This is a genomic window from Nonomuraea polychroma, assembly GCF_004011505.1.
GTDB lineage: Bacteria > Actinomycetota > Actinomycetes > Streptosporangiales > Streptosporangiaceae > Nonomuraea > Nonomuraea polychroma.
The window spans coordinates 5,574,236-5,592,498 of sequence record NZ_SAUN01000001.1; the positions used below are offsets into that span (position 1 = coordinate 5,574,236).

Here is an 18,263-nt window from a genome sequence, read left to right on the forward strand (position 1 = left end):
CTCACATGCCCGTTCCGATCGTGTCGGCCTGCGACTGGATCGACTTGGCCGTCTGCTCGGGGGTCTGCGTGCCGCGGGCCAGCTTCTCCAGCTCCGTCTCCAGCACCCTGGCCACCTGCTCCCACGTCGGGAACGGCGGCGGCGTCTTGGCGTCCTTGAGCTGCTCGCCGAAGACGGCCAGTTGCTTGTCCGCGGTCAGCTCGGGCTCCTGCCAGGCCACCTGAACGGCAGGCAGGGCCTTGACCGTCGTGTACCACTTGGCCTGGACCTTGGGCTCGCTCAGCCACTGCAGGAACTTCCAGGCCGCATCACGGTTCTTCGCCTTCTTGAAGACGGCCATGGCGGACCCGCCGATGAAGCTGGTGCCCGAGACGGGGCCCTTGGGGTACGGCGCGACGTCGAACTTGTCCTTGAAGTCGGCGCCGCCGTCGTTGTTGAGCACGCCGATCATCCACGGTCCGGAGAAGAAGCCGCCCACCTGGCCCTTGATGAAGCTCTGCGGGAAGGCGTTCTCCGGCATGTCGGTCGGGGCGAGCTTCTGCTTGAACATCGACTCGTACTGCTTGAGCGCCGTCACGGCCTCGGGGGTGTCGAAGGTGTATCTCCCGTCCTTGACGATCTCGCCGCCGGCCTGCCAGATCAGCGGCAGCACCTCCTGCCAGGAGGCGCCCAGGGTGAAGCTCTGCTGGAAGCCCTTCGTGGCGCCGCCCTTGTCCTTCAGCGCCTTGGCGAAGTCGATGAACTCCTGCCACGTCTCGGGCGGCTCGACGCCGGCCTTCTTGACCTGGTCGGTGCGGTAGTAGAGGACGCGGGTCTCGACGTACCACGGCACGCCGTACGCCGTGCCGTTGAGCTCGACCGTCTGCCACGCTCCAGGGAAGAACGCCGCCTTGTCGACGAGGTTGCCCGGCGTCGGGTCGAGCGCGCCGGTCTTGGCCAGCTCGCCCGACCAGGTGGAGCCGATCATGCTCACGTCGGGTGTGGCGCCGCCCGCGATGGCCGCGGTGATCTTGTCGTGCGCCACGTCCCACCCGATCGCCGTGACGTTGACCTTCACGCCGGGGTTGGCGGTCTCGAAGTCCTTGGCGAACGTGCCGAGCGCCTTGCCTTCCTCCCCCATCGCCCAGACCGTGACCTCCCCCGTGACCTTGCCGGTCGTGACGTTCTGCGCCTGCTCGGGTGTCTGGGCCGTGTCGCGGCCGCATCCCGCGGCCAGGATCGCGAGAGCCAGCAGGCCGCCGGTGGCGCGGGCTCCGGCGCGCCGGGTGATGGTGTTCACGTGCTTACCTCCTGGGGGTGGGGACCGCAGCTGGCGCGCACGACCAGCTCGGTGGTCAGGATGAGGTGGCGCGGCGTGTCGCGGACGCCGGTGATCAGCTCGTCGAGCGCACGGGCGGCGCGGGCGCCGAGCTCGCGCATGGGCTGGCGCACCGTGGTGAGCGCGGGCCTGGCGTGGCGGGCGGCCATGATGTCGTCCCAGCCGGTGACGGCCACGTCGCCGGGCACGTCGAGACCGAGCTCCTCGGCCGCCAGCAGCGCTCCCAACGCCACCTCGTCGTCGGAGCAGACGATCGCCTCGGGCCGCTTGTCCTTGAGCAGCGCCTTGGCCGCGTCGAAGCCGCACTCCACGGTGTACTCGCGCGTGGCCACGGCCTCGATCGCGCCGCCGAGCACCGACCGCACGCCACGCCAGCGCTCGTCCACGTCGTCGCCGCTGGTCAGCGGCGCGCCGAGGAACGCGAAGTGCTCGTAGCCGTGGCCGGCCAGGTGCTCGGCCAGCGCCCGCGCCGACGCGGTGTTCTCGCTGCGCAGCGTGTCCGCGCCGGGCAGCGGGTCGCGTGAGATGACCACCAGCCGCACGCCGAGCCGCACCAGCTCGGCGATCAGCGGGTCGGGGACGGCGTGGCCGAAGACCAGCAGGCCGTCCACGCGCCCGGCCAGGTCCTTGATCAGGTCGTTGACTTTGGTGCGGCCCTTGGTCGACAGGATGACCACCGAGCGGCCCAGCTCGGAGGCGACCTCCTCGTAGCCGAGCAGCACCTCGGTGTAGTACGGGCCCGCGAGGTCGGGGAAGACGACGCCGTTGGCGGCGTGCCGGCCCTCGGCCAGGCTGACGCCGAGCCGGCTGGGGGTGAAGTTGAGCTCCTCGACGGCCTTGAGCACCTTCTCCCGCGTTTTGGCCGCGACGGGTCCCGTGCCGCGCAGTGCCCTGGACACGGTCGCGATGGACACGCCGGCCCGCTTGGCCACCTCGTAGATGGTCACGTCCATGGAGCCACTCCTTTTGTGTAAGCGCTTTCATGATGGCGTGGTGTAAGCGCTTACACAAATGCAGTGTGCCAGGCTTGTTAACTTCTCGTACAGACCCCGTGGAGTAACGGTGAGGTCACGCCGGGGATGGGTAGCTGGACGGCATGCTCTACGGCAAGGAACACGTCCGGCGTTATCAGGAAACCGACGGCGCGGAGGGACACGACTGGAACAACACCACAGTCCTCCTCCTCACCACCAAAGGCCGCAAGTCGGGCAGACCATATACGACCCCGCTCATCTACCAGCGGCACGGCGACGACCACGTGGTCGTGGCGTCCAAGGGCGGGGATCCCGACCATCCGGAGTGGTACAAGAACCTGAAGGCGAACCCCGACGTCGAGGTGCAGGTCAAGGGCGACAAGTTCAAGGCCCGCGCCCGCACGTCGAGCCCCGAGGAGAAGCCCGAGCTCTGGGGGCTCATGACCAGGACGTGGCCCGACTACGACGAATACCAGCGCAAGACCGACCGCGACATCCCGGTCGTCGTCCTCGAGCGCGTCACCTGACGGAAAACCCTGCCGCGGCCGCCCGCGCGTCATGCGCGGGCGGCCGCGGCTGTGGGCACTACTTGATCTCGTACGCCCTGATGACGGTCTGGGTGAAGGCGTTGCCACCGGTGTCGGCGGCCTTGACGCGGAGGGAGGCGAACTTTCCGCGCGCCGAGGCCGGGTGCCAGGTCTCGGCGGACCAGCCGCCCTTGGACGGGTGCACCAGTGTGGGCAACCAGGTGCGGCCGTCGTCGTAAGAGATCTCCAGCGTGAGCGTGCGCAGCTTCAGGTCGGGCGAGCCTGCCTGGCGCTGGACGCGGAGCGGGATGCGCGTGTGGCCCACGGCGGCCCGGTTGCGGTCATCGAGCTCCGGGTTGGCCTTGACGGTCAGCAGCGGCAGCGCCGGCCGGGTGCCCGGCTCGGGGGTCTTCGACCGGAACCGCCACTCCGCGCTGACCCGGGTGGAGAACTTGGTCAAGGCCGGCGCTCGGTCGGCGGTGATCGTGTACCGGTAGTCGCTCTCCTTCCGCTCGGCGGGCACGTCGATCAAGGAGGGCAGGTAGTCGTCGGCGAAGATCTCCTTGCCGTCGCGGTAGAGCTTGGCCTGCGGTGAGACGTATTCACTGAAGGAGTGACGATCGGCCGTCCCGTCGTCGAACAGGCTCACCGTGAACTGCAGCATGTTCTCCTCCCGCAGGTTGTAGTCACCGTCGGGGTTGAGCCCGGCCCCGAAGACGCCGGTGTTCCAGCGGTCCTCGGCCTTCTGGCCGGCGCGGTAGACGGTGGTCTGGCCGAAGAAGAACTGGTCGAGGTCGTTGAGGCCCTCCGGCGGCGTCTTGTACTGGACGAAGGACGGGTACCAGCCGGTGTCGCCGGGCGTGTAGTACTCGGTCCGGTGGAACGGGAGCGGGATGCGGGACACGTGGCTGTACGGCATCCAGGCCAGCGTCTTCCCGTACAGCACGGGCAGCGCCATGTGCTCGCCGATCTTGCCGTCCTGCTGGGCGGCGTACGTGGAGGTGACCTCGGCCAGGTCGCCGCGGCGCGGACGGTAGCCGGGGTCGGCGGGGATGCGCGGCTCGGCCTTCATCAGGTGGTAAAAGTACGGGCTGTCGTCATAGCTGCCGTCGCCCTTGGGCTTGGCCCACTGGGTCCAGCGGTAGTAGGCGAAGTTCTTGCCGGCCGTGCGGGTCGTCGGGATGGCCTTGATGCCTTCGACGCGGTCCGCGCCCCACATGGAGTTCAGGTCCACGTCCACGCCGAAGGGCTGCATGCCCTCGATGAGCTGCAGCATGCCGAGCATGCCGATGGCCAGCCGCGCGGTCGGCTCCTCCGTACGCACGTCCACCGGCTTGGCCCGGCGGGCGTCGGCGGTGACGGTGCGGTCGGCGTCGAGGGTGAACTCCGGCTCGGCGGCCATCACCAGCGTGCCGTCGTGGTCGGCCATCAAGGTGACGACCGTGTAGCGGTGACCCTTGAGCAGCCGCAGGTCCAGGGTGCCGCCGGTGATGTCGTAGTTGGTCTGTTCCTTGGCGTCGAGGTCGATCACCCCGGCGAAGGCGTTCTGGGCGGGCTGCCCGTCCGTGCCGGTGAAGGTCAGCTTGAGGCCGCGCTTCTCCGGTTCGACGCGCATGCCGATGCCGGTGCGTACGGTGACGTCGCCGCCCTTGGCCACGACCGTGCCGCTGTAGATGCCGGTGGCGCCGGGCCGGGCGGTCACCGTGACCTGGGCGGTGCCGTGCGCGGGCACCTCGACCGTGGTGGCGCCGAGCGCGAACACCGTCGCCGGCTCGCCGTGCCCGTCCTTGGCCGTCACATCGAGCTCCAGCCGGACGGCGGCGTCGCCGTCGTTGCGGTAGGTGAGCGTGCGCTCCTTCGGCTCGTTGTCAGGCAGCTCGACGTCTCCCATGGAGAGCGAGACCGGCTCGGCCGTGACCTGCTGGGTGACGGCCCGGGCGACGTCCACGCGGCCGGAGCCCTGGACATAGGCGCCCAGTTCCTCACCGGGGGCGGTGGACGCCATGAGCGCCGCCTTGATGCGGTCGGCCTTCCAGTCGGGGTGCAGGCCGGCGACGATCGCCGCGGCGCCCGCCACGTGCGGGGTGGCCATGGACGTGCCGCTCATCGCCGTGTAGGAGTCCTCAACGGGTTGTCCGGCGGCGGCCCTGGCCGCGACGATGCCCACGCCGGGCGCGATCAGGTCCGGCTTGACCGCGGCGTCGCCGGGGCGCGGGCCGGTGCTGCTGAAATCGGCCACCGTGTCGGCGTCGCGGTAGGAGGCGCCGACCGACAGCGCGCTGTCCGCGCTGCTCGGGGAGCCGAGGCGCTGGGGCCCGTCGTTGCCCGCGGCGATCACGAACAGCGTGCCGTACTTCTCCGTGAGGTTGTCGACGGCCTGCTCCAGCGGGTCGGTGCCGGGCGCGTCAGGGCCACCGAGGCTGAGGTTGGCGACGCGGGCGCCGTTCTCCGCGGCCCACGTCATGCCCTCGATGATGCCCGAGTCGGGACAGAACCCGCTCTGGTCGCAGACCTTGCCGATGAGCAGCCGGGCGCCGGGGGCGACGCCCTTGTGCTTGCCGCCCGAGGCGGCGCCGGAGCCGGCGATCGTGGACGAGACGTGGGTGCCGTGGCCGTGCAGGTCGCGCGTGTCCGGCTCGGAGGTGAAGTTCTCGGCCTTGGCGACCAGGCCTTGCAGATCGGGGTGGGCGGGGTCGTAGCCGGTGTCGAGGACCGCGACGGGGACGTCCTTGCCGGTGTGGCCGGCCGCCCAGGCCGCGGGCGCGCCGATGTGCGGGACGCTGACGTCGAGCGACACCTTGGCCTTGCCGTCGAGCCAGATCTTCGCGGGCGTCGCCGACGTCCTGGCCTGCGCGGTCAGTGTCTTCCAGAGCGCACCGGTACGGGGCTCGTTCCTGGCCACGCCGTTGATCGCGGGCAGTGGGCGCCCGCCCGCGGCCCTGAGCGTGGCGGTGTCGGCCTGCTCCGGGTAGGTCAGGATGAGCGGGAGCCCGGGGCCGGCGGCGTCGTCGTAGCCGAGCGCGGCCAGCTTGGTGACGTTGAACAGCCGGGGGTCCAGCGTGCCCGCCGCCAGAAGGGGCATCGCGTCCACGGGCACGATGCTGAGCCCGTCCGTGGACCGGCGGTGCACGAAGTCGATCTTCTCCCGGCCGGGGGCGGGAGCGATGTCGAGCTGGGTCTGCTTGTCGGGGAGCGCGCGGAGGGTGACCTTGTCCCCAGTGATGAGGGTGATCGTCCTGGCGGGCTCTAACTGGGCCGGGGGCGGGGTGGGTGCCGCCTGAGCCGGTACGGCGGCCGTTGTGACGGCCAGTATCACGGCGCCCAGAATGGCGATTCTCTGTTGCACACCCCGCTTTCTAACTGCCAGTGAATTTTGGGGACAAGGTGGTTCCTGTGGCCTATTGCGGCAACTGCCGGAAATGGCCAAGATCGGGGCCATGCAAGAAGACGGCCGGGCGCTGGAGATCGTCGGCATCAGCACGTTCGACGAGCGCATCTACCGGGGCGTGCTGGCCTGCCCCGGCATCACGGTGCAGGAGCTCGTCATGCGGAGCGGCGAGAGCGCGGGGCGCATCCAGTCGTCGCTGACCAGGCTCCGCTGCAAGGGCCTGGTCAGCCGCCTCTGGGGCCGCTCGCCCCGCTGGACGGCGACGAACCCGGGCACCGCGATCCGCTCGCTGGTCCGCGGCATGCAGAGCGAGCTGGACCGGCTCACCGACACGGCCGACGAACTGGAGGCGGCCTTCCGCAACGTCGGCACGGACCCCGAGGGGAGCGGGCAGTTCGAGGTCCTGGCCGGGCCCGAGGAGCAGGCCCGCTGGTACGTCCGGCTGCAGCAGGAGGCCAAGGAGGAGGTGCTGACCTTCGACCGGCCCCCGTACGTGCTGGACTACCACAACCCGCTGCAGACCGACCTGCTCCGCAGCGGCGTGCGCTACCGCACCATCTACGTGCCGGAGGCGTTCGACCACACGGGCGCGCTGGACGAGGTGGGCAGCCTGATCAGGGCGGGCGAGGAGGCGCGGATCCTGCCCTCGCTGCCGTTCAAGATGGCGCTCGTCGACCGGCGGCGGGCGGTCATGCCGCTGCACATGGATCCGCCGCTGACGCGCGGGGTGCTGATCAGGGGGTCCACCATGGTCGTGGCGCTGGTGGAGCTGTTCGAGCGCCTGTGGCGGGAGGCGCTGCCGGTGCGCCCGGAGTTGTGGTCGTCCGGCTCCTCCTCCTGGCCGGACCCCGGCCAGGAGGAGGAGCCGGCGGCGGACCTCGGCCTCGAGGATCGCCGGCTGCTGGCGCTTCTGGCGGCCGGGCTCAAGGACGACGCCATCGCCCGCCAGCTCGGCACCAGCCCGCGCAGCCTCCGCCGCCGCCTGCGCCACCTCCTCGACGAATTGAACGCCGAGACCCGTTTCCAGGCCGGCGCCCAGGCCAGCCGCCGCGGCCTCGTCTGACCGCCCTGCCCCCACCGGCCGCGCCTGCGAAGACGGTCATGCGACGCGCGACGGTCCCCTCCACCTCCTGGAAACGACCGCGCCCCGGTCGGGGGGGTGGGGCCGGCGGCGTGGGACGGCCGGTCGGACGGGCCGCGCGCCTGCATGTGGCGCGCGGCTGCAGGCCCAACGTCCCCCGAGAGGACTCCGGCCGGTGGGGCGGTTCAGGGGCGGAGGGCCGCGTACAGGTCCATGGTGCGGTGGGCGATGCGTTCCCAGGAGAAGTGCTCGACGGCCCTGGCGCGACCTGCCTTGCCCATCGCGGCGGCCCGCCCCGGGTCCCGTAGCAGGGTGTTGACGCGGTCGGCGAGGTCGACGGCGAAGCGGTCCGGGTCGTGCGGCGTGCCGTCGGCTCCCTGGGAGATCGGCACGAGCAGCCCCGTCTCCCCGTCGGCCACCACCTCGGGGATGCCGCCGGTGGCCGTCGCGACCACGGCGGTCTCGCAGGCCATCGCCTCCAGGTTGACGATCCCCATCGGCTCGTAGACCGACGGGCACACGAACACCGTCGCGTGCGTCAGCAACTGGATCACCTCGGGCTTGGGCAACATCTCCTGGATCCAGAAGACGCCGTCGCGGTCGAGGTCGCGGACGAGCTGGGTCACCTCGGCGGCGATCTCCGTCGTGTCGGGCGCGCCCGCGCACAACACCAGCTGGGCGTCGGGGTCGAAGGAACGCGCCGCGTGCAGGAGGTGGATCAGGCCCTTCTGGCGGGTGATGCGGCCGACGAAGACGACGTACGGCCTGTCCGGGTCCACGCCGTGCTTCACCAGCACGTCCCGGCCGGGGTCGGGGGCGTACTCGGCGGTGTCGATGCCGTTGTGGATGACGCTGACCTTGTCCGGCGGGATCTCCGGGTACGCGGCCAGGACGTCGCGGCGCATGCCCTCCGAGACCGCGATCACCGCGTCGGCGGCGGCCAGCGCGGTGCGCTCGGCCCACGACGAGATCGTGTAGCCGCCGCCGAGCTGCTCGGCCTTCCACGGCCGCAGCGGCTCCAGGCTGTGCGTGGTGACCACGTGCGGGATGCCGTGCAACATCTTCGCCACATGACCGGCAAAGTTGGCATACCAGGTATGGGAGTGCACGACGTCGGCGCCCTGGCAGGCGGCGGCCATCTCCAGGTCGACGCCGAGCACCTGCAGGGCCGCGTTGGCGTCCCGCAGCCCGCCCGGCACCCGGTAGGCGGAGACGCCCGGCTCGTCGCGGTCGGCGCCGAAGCAGCGCACTCGTACGTCGGCCAGCCGTCGCAGCTCCCTGGCCAGGTATTCCATGTGCACACCGGCGCCGCCGTACACCTCGGGCGGGTACTCCCGGCTGAGCAGATCAACACGCATGACAAGACCTTACGGTGGGCCGCGTCCAGCAGCCCACCGCAAGGAGCGAATGTCGCACTGACGATCAACGCGAGCATGGGGAACACGATCGGCAACCCCGCGATCGGCAACCCCACCAAGGGGCGTTGAGCGGCAAATCAGGACACGAAGGAAGTTCACCGTGCCGCGATCCGTCGATAGAACGCCCATTTGAGGGTAGCGTCTCGGGCATGAGGTCCCGGAGGGTGCTTGCGGTTGTGCTGGCAGGTGGAGAGGGTAAGAGGCTCATGCCGCTCACGGCGGATCGGGCGAAACCGGCGGTGCCGTTCGGGGGGATATATCGGCTCATAGATTTCGTGCTGTCGAACCTGGCGAACGGCGGCTTCCTGAAGATCGTTGTCCTGACCCAGTACAAGAACCACAGCCTGGACCGGCACGTCTCGCGTACCTGGCGGCTGTCGGCGATGCTGGGCAACTACGTGACGCCCGTGCCGGCGCAGCAGCGGCTCGGTCCGCGGTGGTTCTCCGGATCCGCGGACGCGCTGTTCCAGAACCTCAACCTGATCTACGACGAGATGCCCGAGCACGTGATCGTGTTCGGGGCCGATCACATCTACCGCATGGATCCGCGGCAGATGGTCGAGCAGCACGAGGACTCCGGCGCCGACGTGACGGTGGCCGCGATCCGGCAGCCGCTGTCGCTGGCCGACCAGTTCGGCGTGATCGAGACCGACCCCCAAGGGCGCAGGATCGTCGCGTTCAGGGAGAAGCCCAAGGACGCGGTGGGGCTGGCGGACTCCCCCGACGAGGTCTACGCCTCCATGGGCAACTACGTGTTCAAGACGCAGTCGATGATCGACGCGCTGCGGGAGGACGCGCTCGACCCGACCAGCAAACACGACCTGGGCGGCAACATCATCCCCATGCTGGTCAAGTCCGGCGGGGCCGACGTGTACGACTTCGCCAACAACATCGTGCCCGGATCGAGCGAGCGCGATCGGGGCTACTGGCGTGACGTGGGGACGCTGGACGCGTACTACGACGCCCACATGGATCTCATCTCGGCGCACCCGGTGTTCAACCTGTACAACGACAAATGGCCGATCTTCACCGGGCACGATCCGCTGCCGCCGGCCAAGTTCGTGCACAACGACGGGGACCGCGTGGGGCGGGCGATCGACTCGCTGGTGTCCCCCGGCGTGATCGTCTCCGGCGGCTCGGCGATCAGGTCGATCCTCTCCCCCAAGGTGGTGCTGCACTCGCACGCGCGGGTGGAGGACTCGGTCCTGATGGAGAACGTCAAGGTCGGGCGGGGCGCGATCGTGCGCAAGGCGATCATCGACAAGAACGTGGTGATCCCGGACGGAGCGCGGATCGGGTTCGACCTGGAGTACGACCGCACCCGGTTCGCGCTGACCCGGAGCGGGGTCGTGGTCATCGGCAAGAACGAGATCGTCGAGCGGTAGGCGGCGCGCAGCCGGCCTGGGCACGGGGTCCCCGGCCGGCTCGGGCAGGGGGAGGTCGACGATCATGATCTCTCCCTGCAGCCGCAGTGGGACACGCTAATTACTGTACGTAATCGGCTCCCGTGACGTGCTGCAACGCCACGCGACTCCTTTGCCGATTGGGTCTTGATGCCACCGTCGTTCGGGATCACGCTGAACGACAGGAGGCAGTGACATGTCGCACCCACTCGGAGTCAGCCGCCCAGATCTCGAAGTCACCGACCTGCCCACGCCGGAGGAGGTCTTCAAGGTCTCCAAGATCGGCCCCAAGGAACTCTTCAAATACGCCGTCGGCCCCAGCCTGATCGCGCTCGGCATCTCGATCGGAAGCGGCGAATGGCTGCTCGGACCGCTGAACGTCGGCCAGTACGGCTTCGTCGGGGTCGGCTGGGTCATCCTGGTCTCGGCCCTGCTGCAGACCTTCTACAACGTGGAATGCTCCCGCTACGTCGTCGCCACCGGCGAGACCCCGGTGGTCGGCTGGGGGCGGGTGCCGCCGGGCTGGCCGCTCTGGGTGCCGCTCTCGGTCTTCATCGTGATCTTCGCGTTCATCGCGGGCGGCTGGGCCGCCTCGGCGGGGCAGGGCGTGTACGCGCTGGTCCACGGCGCGCCGCCGCCCGCCGACGCCACGGAGCCGCGCTTGTGGGCCATCGCCCTGCTGGTGCTGGTGTTCCTCATCACCGCCGCCGCGCGCCGGGTCAGCCGCGCGCTGGAGCTGGCGAACTGGGTGATGATCAGCGCCATCCTCCTCGCCCTGCTGGCCGTCGACCTGCTCGTGGTGCCGTTCAGCATGTGGTGGGAGGGCATCCGCGGCTTCGTCACCCCCGCCGCCCCGCCCGCCGGGATCACCGCGACCCAGCTCGGCGCCCTGGCCGGGTTCACGGCGCTCGCGTCAGGACTCAACTGGTACGTCATGGGTCACTACCGCGACAAGGGCTACGGCATGGGCCACCGCGTCGGCTACATCTCGGGCATGCGTGGCGAGCGGCGCCAGATCCTGGCCAGCGGCGTCACCTTCCCCGACGACGAGCGCAACCGGGGCCTGTGGCGGCGGTGGTACCGGCTGCTGCTGACCGACATGTGGGGCGTGTTCTTCGTCGGCGCGATCCTCGGCATGCTGCTGCCCACGATCCTCATGTCCCAGGCGGTCCAGATGGCCGGCGAGAAGCCCACGCGCGCCAACGTCCCGACGTTCGTGGCCAGCGCGCTGGGCGAGGAGTACGGGCGCACGGCGTTCTACGTCGCGCTGGTGGTGGGCGTGCTCATCCTGTTCTCCACGCAGCTCGGCATCTTCGAGGCGATGGTGCGGGTGACGACCGACGCCGCCAACGCCACCAGCCCACGGCTGCGCCGCCTGATCGAGGGCGACCCGCGCAAGTTCTACTACCCGTTCATGCTCCTGCTGCTGGTGATCATCTCGATCGTCATCTTCCAGTCGGTGCCCGTGGGGCTGGTGGAGTGGTCGGCCAACATGTCCAACCTGGGGGCGCTGTTCTACCCGTTCCTGCTGATGTATCTCAACAGCAAGCTCCCGCGCCCGGCGCGCCCCCGGCCGTGGCACTACATCATCCTCGTCCTCAACTTCCTGTTCTTCGGCTTCTTCTTCGTCAACTTCATCGCCGACTTCTTCGGCGACCCGCTGGTGACCTTCTGAGCTCAGCTGATCAGGAAGACGTCGCCGTTGCCCAGTGCGGCGCCCCCGGCCGGGGCGCCGTACGTCAGGCCGGAGATCGCCACCCGGCCGGTGGAGGTCGTGGCGGCGTACAGGTTCGGCTCGGCGAAGGGGTCGACGGCGTCGTCCCTGGCGGTGCCGAGCTGGGCGGCGGCGCGTTGCGTGCCCCGCCCGTCCAGGCGTGCGGTCAGCACGTCGGCGCCGCCGGCCGGCACCCCGATCCGGCCGCGGGTGTAGCCCACGACCTCCACCTCGCCGCCGGGCAGCGCCGTCACGGCGGCGCCCTCGTCGGCGGCCGGGGTGGCGAGCGTGTGCTCCCAGCGGCGGCGGCCCTGCTCGGTGTGGGCCACCGTGTACGCGTCGCCGCCCGACGCGCCCGTGGCGACGGCCAGGCCCGCCGTGGTGACGGTCACCGCGTTCAGCCGGTCGTCGCCGGACCCGCCTGCCGTCGTGGCCCACGCCCTGCTGCCGTCGGCGGCGGCGAAGGCGGCGAGCCAGCCGTCGAGGCCGCCGAGCGCGCTCGTGCCGGGCAGGGCCGCGGTGGCGCTGCCGGCGACGTAGAGGGTCGTGGCGTCCGCGGCGACGCCGTACGCCTTGTCCTCCCCGGTGCCGCCGTACTGCCTGATCCAGGACAGCTCGCCCGCCGGGGTGAGCCTGGCGACAATGGCGTCCTTGTCGCCGTTGTTCGGCCCGTCCAGGGAGCCCCTGGTGTAGCCCGCCACGTAGGCGCCGCCGTCGGGCGCGGCGGCCAATCCGTAGAGACGGTCGGCGGCGTCCGGCGCGCCGAACTGGGTGATCCACCGGACCGTGCCGTCGGGGCCGAGTCTGGCCACGAACGCGTCGTCGGCCGCGTTGCCCGGGTGCCGTCCGTCGAGGTCGCCCTTGGTGTAGCCGGCCGTGAGCACGCCGCCGTCGGGCAGCGGCGCGACACCGTAGAGGCGCTCGTCCGCCGGGCTGCCGAACTGCCTGGTCCAGCCGCCGATCCTGGTCACCACGGCATCGAGCCGGCCGGTGGAGGGCTGGCCCGCCGCGTACCCGATGGTCAGGGCCCCGTCCGGGTGGGCCGCGACGCCGCCCGCCCGGTCGGTGGCGGCCGTGCCGTGCAGCGGGGCGGGCAGGCCGGTCGGGGGCGTGACGCTCAGCCCGGGACCGAGCTCGGCCATGGCCTGCTCGAAGGCCGGCGTCCAGACCGACCAGTCGTGGCCCCCGTCCATGACGCGCAGCTGCGCGGAGAGCGCGGGTGAGCGCCTGGCGGCGTTGTAGAGCGCGGCGGACTCGAAGTCCAGGTCGTGGCGGGCGTCGGCGGGGTCGGGGTTGGCGTACTCGTCGTCGCCGACGGCCACGAACAATCGCACCGGCAGGTCGGGGTTCAGGCCGGGCAGCAGCGCCGGGTAGGCGAGCTCGCGGTAGACCTCGTCGGAGAACTTCTCCTCCCCTCGCCCGAAGGCGCCGTAGTCGCGGGTGGAGGAGTCGGACGGCGGCAGCGGTGTGTAGACGGCCGGGCTGAGCACGGCGGCGGCGCTGAACACGTCCTGGTGGGCGAGGGCGAACCGCAGCGCGCCCGCCCCGCCCATCGAGTAGCCGCCGACCAGGCGGGCCTCCCGGATGGGCGCCGTACGGTACGTGGCGTCCACGTGGGCCACCAGGTCGCGGGTGAGGGCCGTCTCCACCGGACGTCCCGGCAGGTCGGCGCCGGTGTAGCGGGAGTCGGCGTACCAGTTGCCGCGCTCACTCCACGGCGCGTCCGGCATGACGGCGATGACCGGCGGGATGCGCTTGGTGCGGATCATGTCGTCGAGGACGGTCTTGACGCGGGTCCAGGCCTGCATGGTGTCGCCGCGGCCGTGGAGCAGGTAGAGGACCGGGTGGCGGGCGGCGCCCCGGTCGTAGCCGTACGGGAGGTAGGCGGTGTAGGCGATGCGCTCCCCGTCCAGCGCGGGGGACGGCGCGGAGCCTGTGGTGAGCGTACCGGCCGCGCGGGCGTCCGTCTCGCCGGGGACTGCGAGGAGGCAGAACGCGGTGAGGGCGGCCAGCGTGGCGGCGCCGAGGCGTCGGGGTAAGGGCATCGACCGCTCCTGTAAACGTTTACTGAAGGCACCTTGTGGTGTTTCGGGAGAGTTTCCAGGGAGGGGTGTTGCGATGTCAACCAAGGCGGCTCGATAGGTTGGAGCGTCATGCGTGTGCACATCGACGCCGTAGCCACAGTCCGGCGGCCGGCCGACGACAGGGGCGGAGGCCTGGGCGGCGGCGGGGCGGCGATGTCTGAGGGCGGTCGCGGCGTCGGGGGCGGCGATGTCTGAGGACGGTCGCGGGAGGCGGGTGACCGCCGTGTTGCTGGCTCATGCCGCCGTCACGCAGGTCATCACGTTCGTGCTGCGTCCGACCATGTCGTACCGGGCGATCGAGCTCGACGTGCCCGCGGCGCTGCTCGGCCTGCTGGGCGCGAGCTTCGCGATCGCACCGCTGCTGCTGGCGCTGCCCGCCGGGCACGCCGCCGACCGGTACGGCGAGCGGCGCCTGGCCGTGGCGGGGGCGCTGCTGCTCACAGCCGCCAGCGTCGCCTTCCTGGCGATCGGACACACCGTGCCGGGCCTGCTCGCGGCCGGGGTCCTGCTGGGCACCGGGCATCTGGGCTGCGTGATCGCCCAGCAGGCGCTCGTGGCCAACACCACGCGGCGCGGCGGCCACGACACCGCCTTCGGCCACTACACCTTCGCCGCCTCGCTGGGCCAGGCCGCCGGTCCGGTGCTGATGGCCGCGTTCGGCGGGGAGCGGGCGATCCCGGACACCGATCGCATCTTCGCCTGGTCGTGCGGTCTGGCCGTGCTGCTCGTCGTGTTGTCGGCGCTGCTGGCCCGCAGCCCGCGCGCGGCGGGCGGGGACCGGACGGAGGGAGGCAGCGTACGTTCGCTGCTGCGCCTGCCCGGCCTGGCGCACGCGCTGGTGACGAGCTGCGTGGTCCTGGCCGCGCTCGACATCACCATCGTCTACCTGCCCGCGTTCGGCACCGAGCGGGGCCTCACCTCGGGCACGATCGGCCTGCTGCTGACCCTCCGGGGCGTGGCGTCGATGGCCTCGCGCTTCTTCCTCGGCCGCCTGTCGCGGTCCGTCGGCCGGCGCAGGCTGCTGGTGACCAGCACGGTCGCGGCTGCCGCGGCGCTGCTGGTCATCCCCGTGCCCATGCCGCTGTGGTCCCTGGCGTTCGTGCTGCTGGTGCTGGGGTTCGGGCTCGGGGTCGGGCAGCCGCTGACCATGTCGTGGCTGGCCGAGTCCGCGCCCGCGGGACTGCGCGGCCGGGCGATGTCGCTGCGCCTGGTCGGGAACCGTACCGGGCAGCTGATCCTGCCCGGTCTGGCCGGGCTGGTGGCGGCCGGCCTGGGCGCCGCCGGCGTGCTCCTGGTCACCGCGCTGGGGCTCGGCTGGGCGGGCGTGGCCGCCAGGCGGCTGCCCGTCGACCCGTGACCCGCGTGCTGCCGACTCCTCACGCCCTCAGAACGGTGACCTGTCGCCCCGCCGGAGTGCGGTCCTGATCGAAGCGGACGCGCTCCTCCATCGGAGCCGCCTCGGGACGGCGATCGAAGACCACCAGGTAGCCGGTGTCGAGGTCGAGCCGGTCCAGATAGCGGTCGAGCTGCGCGAGCCCCTCGTCCACCGGATCACGTTGGCCAGGCCGCCACACCTTGAGCTCCATGGCCTCCCGCTGCACCTGCCGCTCGCCGTACGGCCAGCGCAGGTAGACGTCCAGCCGCCCGGTGCCCGCCGCGTATTCCCTGTCGAGGAAGCCACCGCCGTTGACGATCCGGTGCAGGTAAGCCATGAGGATGATCTGGCAGGCGGCCTCGTGATAGGTGGTGCCACGGACCATCATCTCGCCGTGCTGCTTCCAGAAGGCGGTGAACTCACGCAAGAGCTTGAGCAGGTCCAGACGGCCGTCGGGGAGGACGAAAGACCGCGAATCGTCGAGGACGACGTTGACTTCCACTCCGAAGCCGAGCACGCGGAGGATGACCTCGCGGTAGATGGGGTTGGCGATTTCGACGGAGGATCCCATGGCCACCAGGCCGAGATCACGCACGTAGGAGAAGTCGTCCGTGAAGATTGCGTCGAAGTTGACCGACGTGCCTGCGAGCACCGGTTCGATCACGCGCTTGACCCGCGGTTCGTACAGCTTGGCGACAAGAGAATCCAGATGGGTGGCGCGGGCGCGAATGAGTCGCTCCTTGGCCTGCTCCATGTGCTCGACGGTGATCGGTTCCTCTGGAGGGACCCGCATCTCAAAGGTGATCTCCCAACCCAGGGCGTTGACCAGCCAGGGTTGTCCGCGGGTGAAATCCCAGGCCGCGGCGAGAGCTTCCTTGGTGAACTCCTGCCCGGTCTCGGCGGTGTGCTGGCCATACAGCTCCTCCGTGTCTTCCCGAGTGAAGTCGCCCAGGCGAAGCGACTTGACCGAGATGTTGAAGGGGCTGATGGCGCCGAGCCGGGCGAGGTCGCCACCTGAGGCGATCTTGTATTCGCGCACGTCCCGCAGCCCGCACAACACCACGGAGTTGGGAAACGGAACGCCGTTGTGGCGATTGTTGTGGCCGGTGCGTAGTTGCCGCAGGACCGCTTTCAGGCTCTCCCCGCTCAGCGCGTCGATCTCGTCGATGAGCAACACGAGCGGGAGCTCGCACTGAGCTGCCCACGCCTCGAGAGCGGCGCCCAGCCGTCCACCCGGTGGGGCCTCAGGCCAGGGGTCGGGCGCCGAGGCGGTGGACCGCCGGAGCTCGTTCAGCAGGATCAACTCCGCGGCCTCGTAGTCGTCGCCCGCCACGGATGCCGCCTCGCAGGAGATCGTCGCCGCCACGGCGGCGCCTTCTTTGGTGAGCTCATGCTGCAGGGAATGGAGCAAGGTCGTCTTGCCCGACTGACGTGGAGCGTGGATCACGAAGAAACGATCCATGCCGATCAACTGGCGCGCCTGCGGCAGCCGGGGCTGCGACGGCAACACGTAGTGGACCCGGGGGTGGCACGGTCCAGTGGTGTTGAAGTACCTGGGCTTGGTCACCGTTACAGTCTGCCATCGAACGGTGACAGATTCGTTCGGATCAACTCACGAGCCCGGCGGACATGGCCGCTCCTCGCCTCGGCTCTCGGACTCTCCCGCGGCGGCCGGGCAGGGCTTTGGCCCGGGACCCGGCCGCACGGAGGTGAAGGACGGTCAGAAGTAACGCGGGAACAGGTCCGTGGTCGGCCAGGTGGTCACCTTGCCGATCTGCTCGTTGATGCGCGGGCTGAGCGCGTCGAAGTCGGGCGACCCCGACTCCTCACCCCGGTTGAACAGCGCGGCGTAGGTGAAGCCGTTCTGCAGGCGGGCGGTGTAGGTGTAGGTGCCCGGCAGCCCGCCGCTGTGCCAGGTGTTGAGGTGGCCCGTCACCTGGCGCACCCACAGTCCCGCGCCGTACCAGGCGCCGCTCTCGTCGACGCCGATCTCCGGCTTGGCCAGCATCCTGCCGATCGAGGTGGAGTTCAGCACCGCGCCGGGCGCGTCGAGCACCCTCGCGAACCGCACCAGGTCCACCGCCGAGGCCAGCCAACCGCCGCCCGGCCCGCGATTCTCCATGCTGAACCCGCCGTACGGCGCGGGCACGATCGTGCCCGAAGCGTCGGTGACGGTCTTGCTCGTCTGATCCGACTCGTAGATCACCTCGCCGGGGGCACGCTGCGCCTTGAGCGTACGGCCGGGACGCAGCCGGGTGATGCCGACCGGCGCGAGGATCTTCTGCTTGACGTACGCCTCGTAGCTCATGCCGGAGACCTTTTCGACGATCATGCCGAGCAGCAGGTAGCCGTAGTTGCTGTAGGCGTACCTGCTGCCGGGGGCGAAGTCGAGGGAGCGCCCGCCGGCGTACTGCACGATGTGGCCGCGCGTGATGGGCAGGGACACCTTCAGGGCCGAGGCGATGGTGTGGTCCAGGTAGAGGTAGTCGCGCGAGATGTCGCGGTCCCAGCCGCCCGTGTGCTGTAACAACCGCCACACCGTCACGTTCGCCAGCCGGGCGTCGGCCGCGGTGGACAGGCCCAGCAGCTTGGCGACGGACGTGCCCAGGCTCAGCTTGCCGTCCTGCGCCAGCCGCATGATCGCCACGGCGGTGATGTGCTTGCTGAGGCTCGCGATACGGAACAACGACGTCGGCGACACCGTGGGCACGGACGCGTCGTCGCTGTAGCGATAGCCCCTGGCCAGCACGAGCTTGCCGTTCTTGGTGATGGCCAGCTGCGCGCAGGAGATCCCGCGCTCCACGATGTAGGTCTTCAGCACGTTGTCGAATCCGGCCAGCGCGGCCGGCGCCACCCCCGACGTCTGGACGGCGGCGGCGACGGCCGGGCGCGAGGTGCCGACGACGACGGCGGGCACCGCCGCCGCGCCCGCCAGCAGGAACCCTCGTCTCGTCAATCCGGACGCATGCTGATCGTTTATA

The 18,263-nt window shown here is 70.5% G+C and carries 12 protein-coding genes; 5 read left to right on the forward strand and 7 right to left on the reverse strand.

The genetic code is table 11. From position 1 onward, the window contains the following. Position 1: 1 nt before the first annotated feature. Together EDD27_RS25465 and EDD27_RS25470 are read right to left on the reverse strand one after the other, a co-directional pair. A complete protein-coding gene (locus tag EDD27_RS25465; protein WP_206641639.1) occupies positions 2–1,279 on the reverse strand; it encodes a sugar ABC transporter substrate-binding protein in 1,278 nt (425 codons plus the stop codon). Next, the gene (locus EDD27_RS25470) at positions 1,276–2,271 is read right to left on the reverse strand and encodes a LacI family DNA-binding transcriptional regulator (RefSeq protein ID WP_127934621.1); all 996 of its coding nucleotides are present in this window, start codon (positions 2,269–2,271) and stop codon (positions 1,276–1,278) included. Before EDD27_RS25470 ends, EDD27_RS25465 begins: the two co-directional genes overlap by 4 nt. Before the next feature lie 143 nt (positions 2,272–2,414). Between EDD27_RS25470 and EDD27_RS25475 the strand changes: the two genes are divergently transcribed. Next, positions 2,415–2,819, forward strand: coding sequence for a nitroreductase family deazaflavin-dependent oxidoreductase (locus EDD27_RS25475; protein WP_127934622.1), 405 nt, complete (start codon positions 2,415–2,417; stop codon positions 2,817–2,819). Between the two features lie 58 nt (positions 2,820–2,877). Here EDD27_RS25475 and EDD27_RS25480 read toward each other — a convergent pair whose 3' ends face one another. Then, on the reverse strand, positions 2,878–6,165 hold the full coding sequence (locus tag EDD27_RS25480; protein ID WP_127934623.1) for a S8 family serine peptidase: 3,288 nt from the start codon (positions 6,163–6,165) through the stop codon (positions 2,878–2,880). Between the two features lie 73 nt (positions 6,166–6,238). On the opposite strand from EDD27_RS25480, the gene EDD27_RS25485 reads away from it, so the two are divergent. Further along, on the forward strand, positions 6,239–7,270 hold the full coding sequence (locus tag EDD27_RS25485; RefSeq protein ID WP_127934624.1) for a TrmB family transcriptional regulator: 1,032 nt from the start codon (positions 6,239–6,241) through the stop codon (positions 7,268–7,270). Between the two features lie 203 nt (positions 7,271–7,473). Here EDD27_RS25485 and glgA read toward each other — a convergent pair whose 3' ends face one another. Then, positions 7,474–8,646 (reverse strand): glycogen synthase, encoded by a 1,173-nt coding sequence (gene glgA, locus EDD27_RS25490; RefSeq protein WP_127934625.1) that lies wholly within the window; start codon positions 8,644–8,646, stop codon positions 7,474–7,476. Positions 8,647–8,855: 209 nt separating this feature from the next. Between glgA and glgC the strand changes: the two genes are divergently transcribed. Both glgC and EDD27_RS25500 read left to right on the forward strand, forming a co-directional pair. Then, positions 8,856–10,091: a glucose-1-phosphate adenylyltransferase gene (glgC, locus tag EDD27_RS25495; protein ID WP_127934626.1), complete on the forward strand. Its 1,236-nt coding sequence runs from the start codon at positions 8,856–8,858 to the stop codon at positions 10,089–10,091. A 214-nt stretch (positions 10,092–10,305) separates the two neighbouring features. Then, positions 10,306–11,784 (forward strand): Nramp family divalent metal transporter, encoded by a 1,479-nt coding sequence (locus EDD27_RS25500; RefSeq protein WP_127934627.1) that lies wholly within the window; start codon positions 10,306–10,308, stop codon positions 11,782–11,784. A gap of 2 nt (positions 11,785–11,786) precedes the next feature. Here the strand turns inward: EDD27_RS25500 and EDD27_RS25505 are convergent, their stop codons facing one another. Further along, entirely contained in the window at positions 11,787–13,868 is a 2,082-nt protein-coding gene (locus EDD27_RS25505; protein WP_127934628.1) for an alpha/beta hydrolase-fold protein, read from the reverse strand. A gap of 253 nt (positions 13,869–14,121) precedes the next feature. On the opposite strand from EDD27_RS25505, the gene EDD27_RS25510 reads away from it, so the two are divergent. After that, entirely contained in the window at positions 14,122–15,264 is a 1,143-nt protein-coding gene (locus EDD27_RS25510) for an MFS transporter (RefSeq protein ID WP_206641640.1), read from the forward strand. A gap of 19 nt (positions 15,265–15,283) precedes the next feature. On the opposite strand, the gene EDD27_RS25515 is transcribed toward EDD27_RS25510, so the two are convergent. Both EDD27_RS25515 and EDD27_RS25520 read right to left on the reverse strand, forming a co-directional pair. Continuing rightward, positions 15,284–16,849: an ATP-binding protein gene (locus tag EDD27_RS25515; RefSeq protein ID WP_206641641.1), complete on the reverse strand. Its 1,566-nt coding sequence runs from the start codon at positions 16,847–16,849 to the stop codon at positions 15,284–15,286. 153 nt (positions 16,850–17,002) lie between these two features. Beyond that, positions 17,003–18,238: a serine hydrolase domain-containing protein gene (locus EDD27_RS25520; RefSeq protein ID WP_241564244.1), complete on the reverse strand. Its 1,236-nt coding sequence runs from the start codon at positions 18,236–18,238 to the stop codon at positions 17,003–17,005. Between the last annotated feature and the right edge of the window lie 25 nt (positions 18,239–18,263).

Excerpts from the sequence above, each read along its gene's own strand:
- EDD27_RS25505 (WP_127934628.1), bottom strand. The coding sequence starts at position 13,868 with ATGCCCTTACCCCGACGCCTCGGCGCCGCCACGCTGGCCGCCCTCACC.
- glgC (WP_127934626.1), top strand. The coding sequence starts at position 8,856 with ATGAGGTCCCGGAGGGTGCTTGCGGTTGTGCTGGCAGGTGGAGAGGGT.
- EDD27_RS25470 (WP_127934621.1), bottom strand. The coding sequence starts at position 2,271 with ATGGACGTGACCATCTACGAGGTGGCCAAGCGGGCCGGCGTGTCCATC.
- glgA (WP_127934625.1), bottom strand. The coding sequence starts at position 8,646 with ATGCGTGTTGATCTGCTCAGCCGGGAGTACCCGCCCGAGGTGTACGGC.
- EDD27_RS25500 (WP_127934627.1), top strand. The coding sequence starts at position 10,306 with ATGTCGCACCCACTCGGAGTCAGCCGCCCAGATCTCGAAGTCACCGAC.
- EDD27_RS25475 (WP_127934622.1), top strand. The coding sequence starts at position 2,415 with ATGCTCTACGGCAAGGAACACGTCCGGCGTTATCAGGAAACCGACGGC.
- EDD27_RS25485 (WP_127934624.1), top strand. The coding sequence starts at position 6,239 with ATGGCCAAGATCGGGGCCATGCAAGAAGACGGCCGGGCGCTGGAGATC.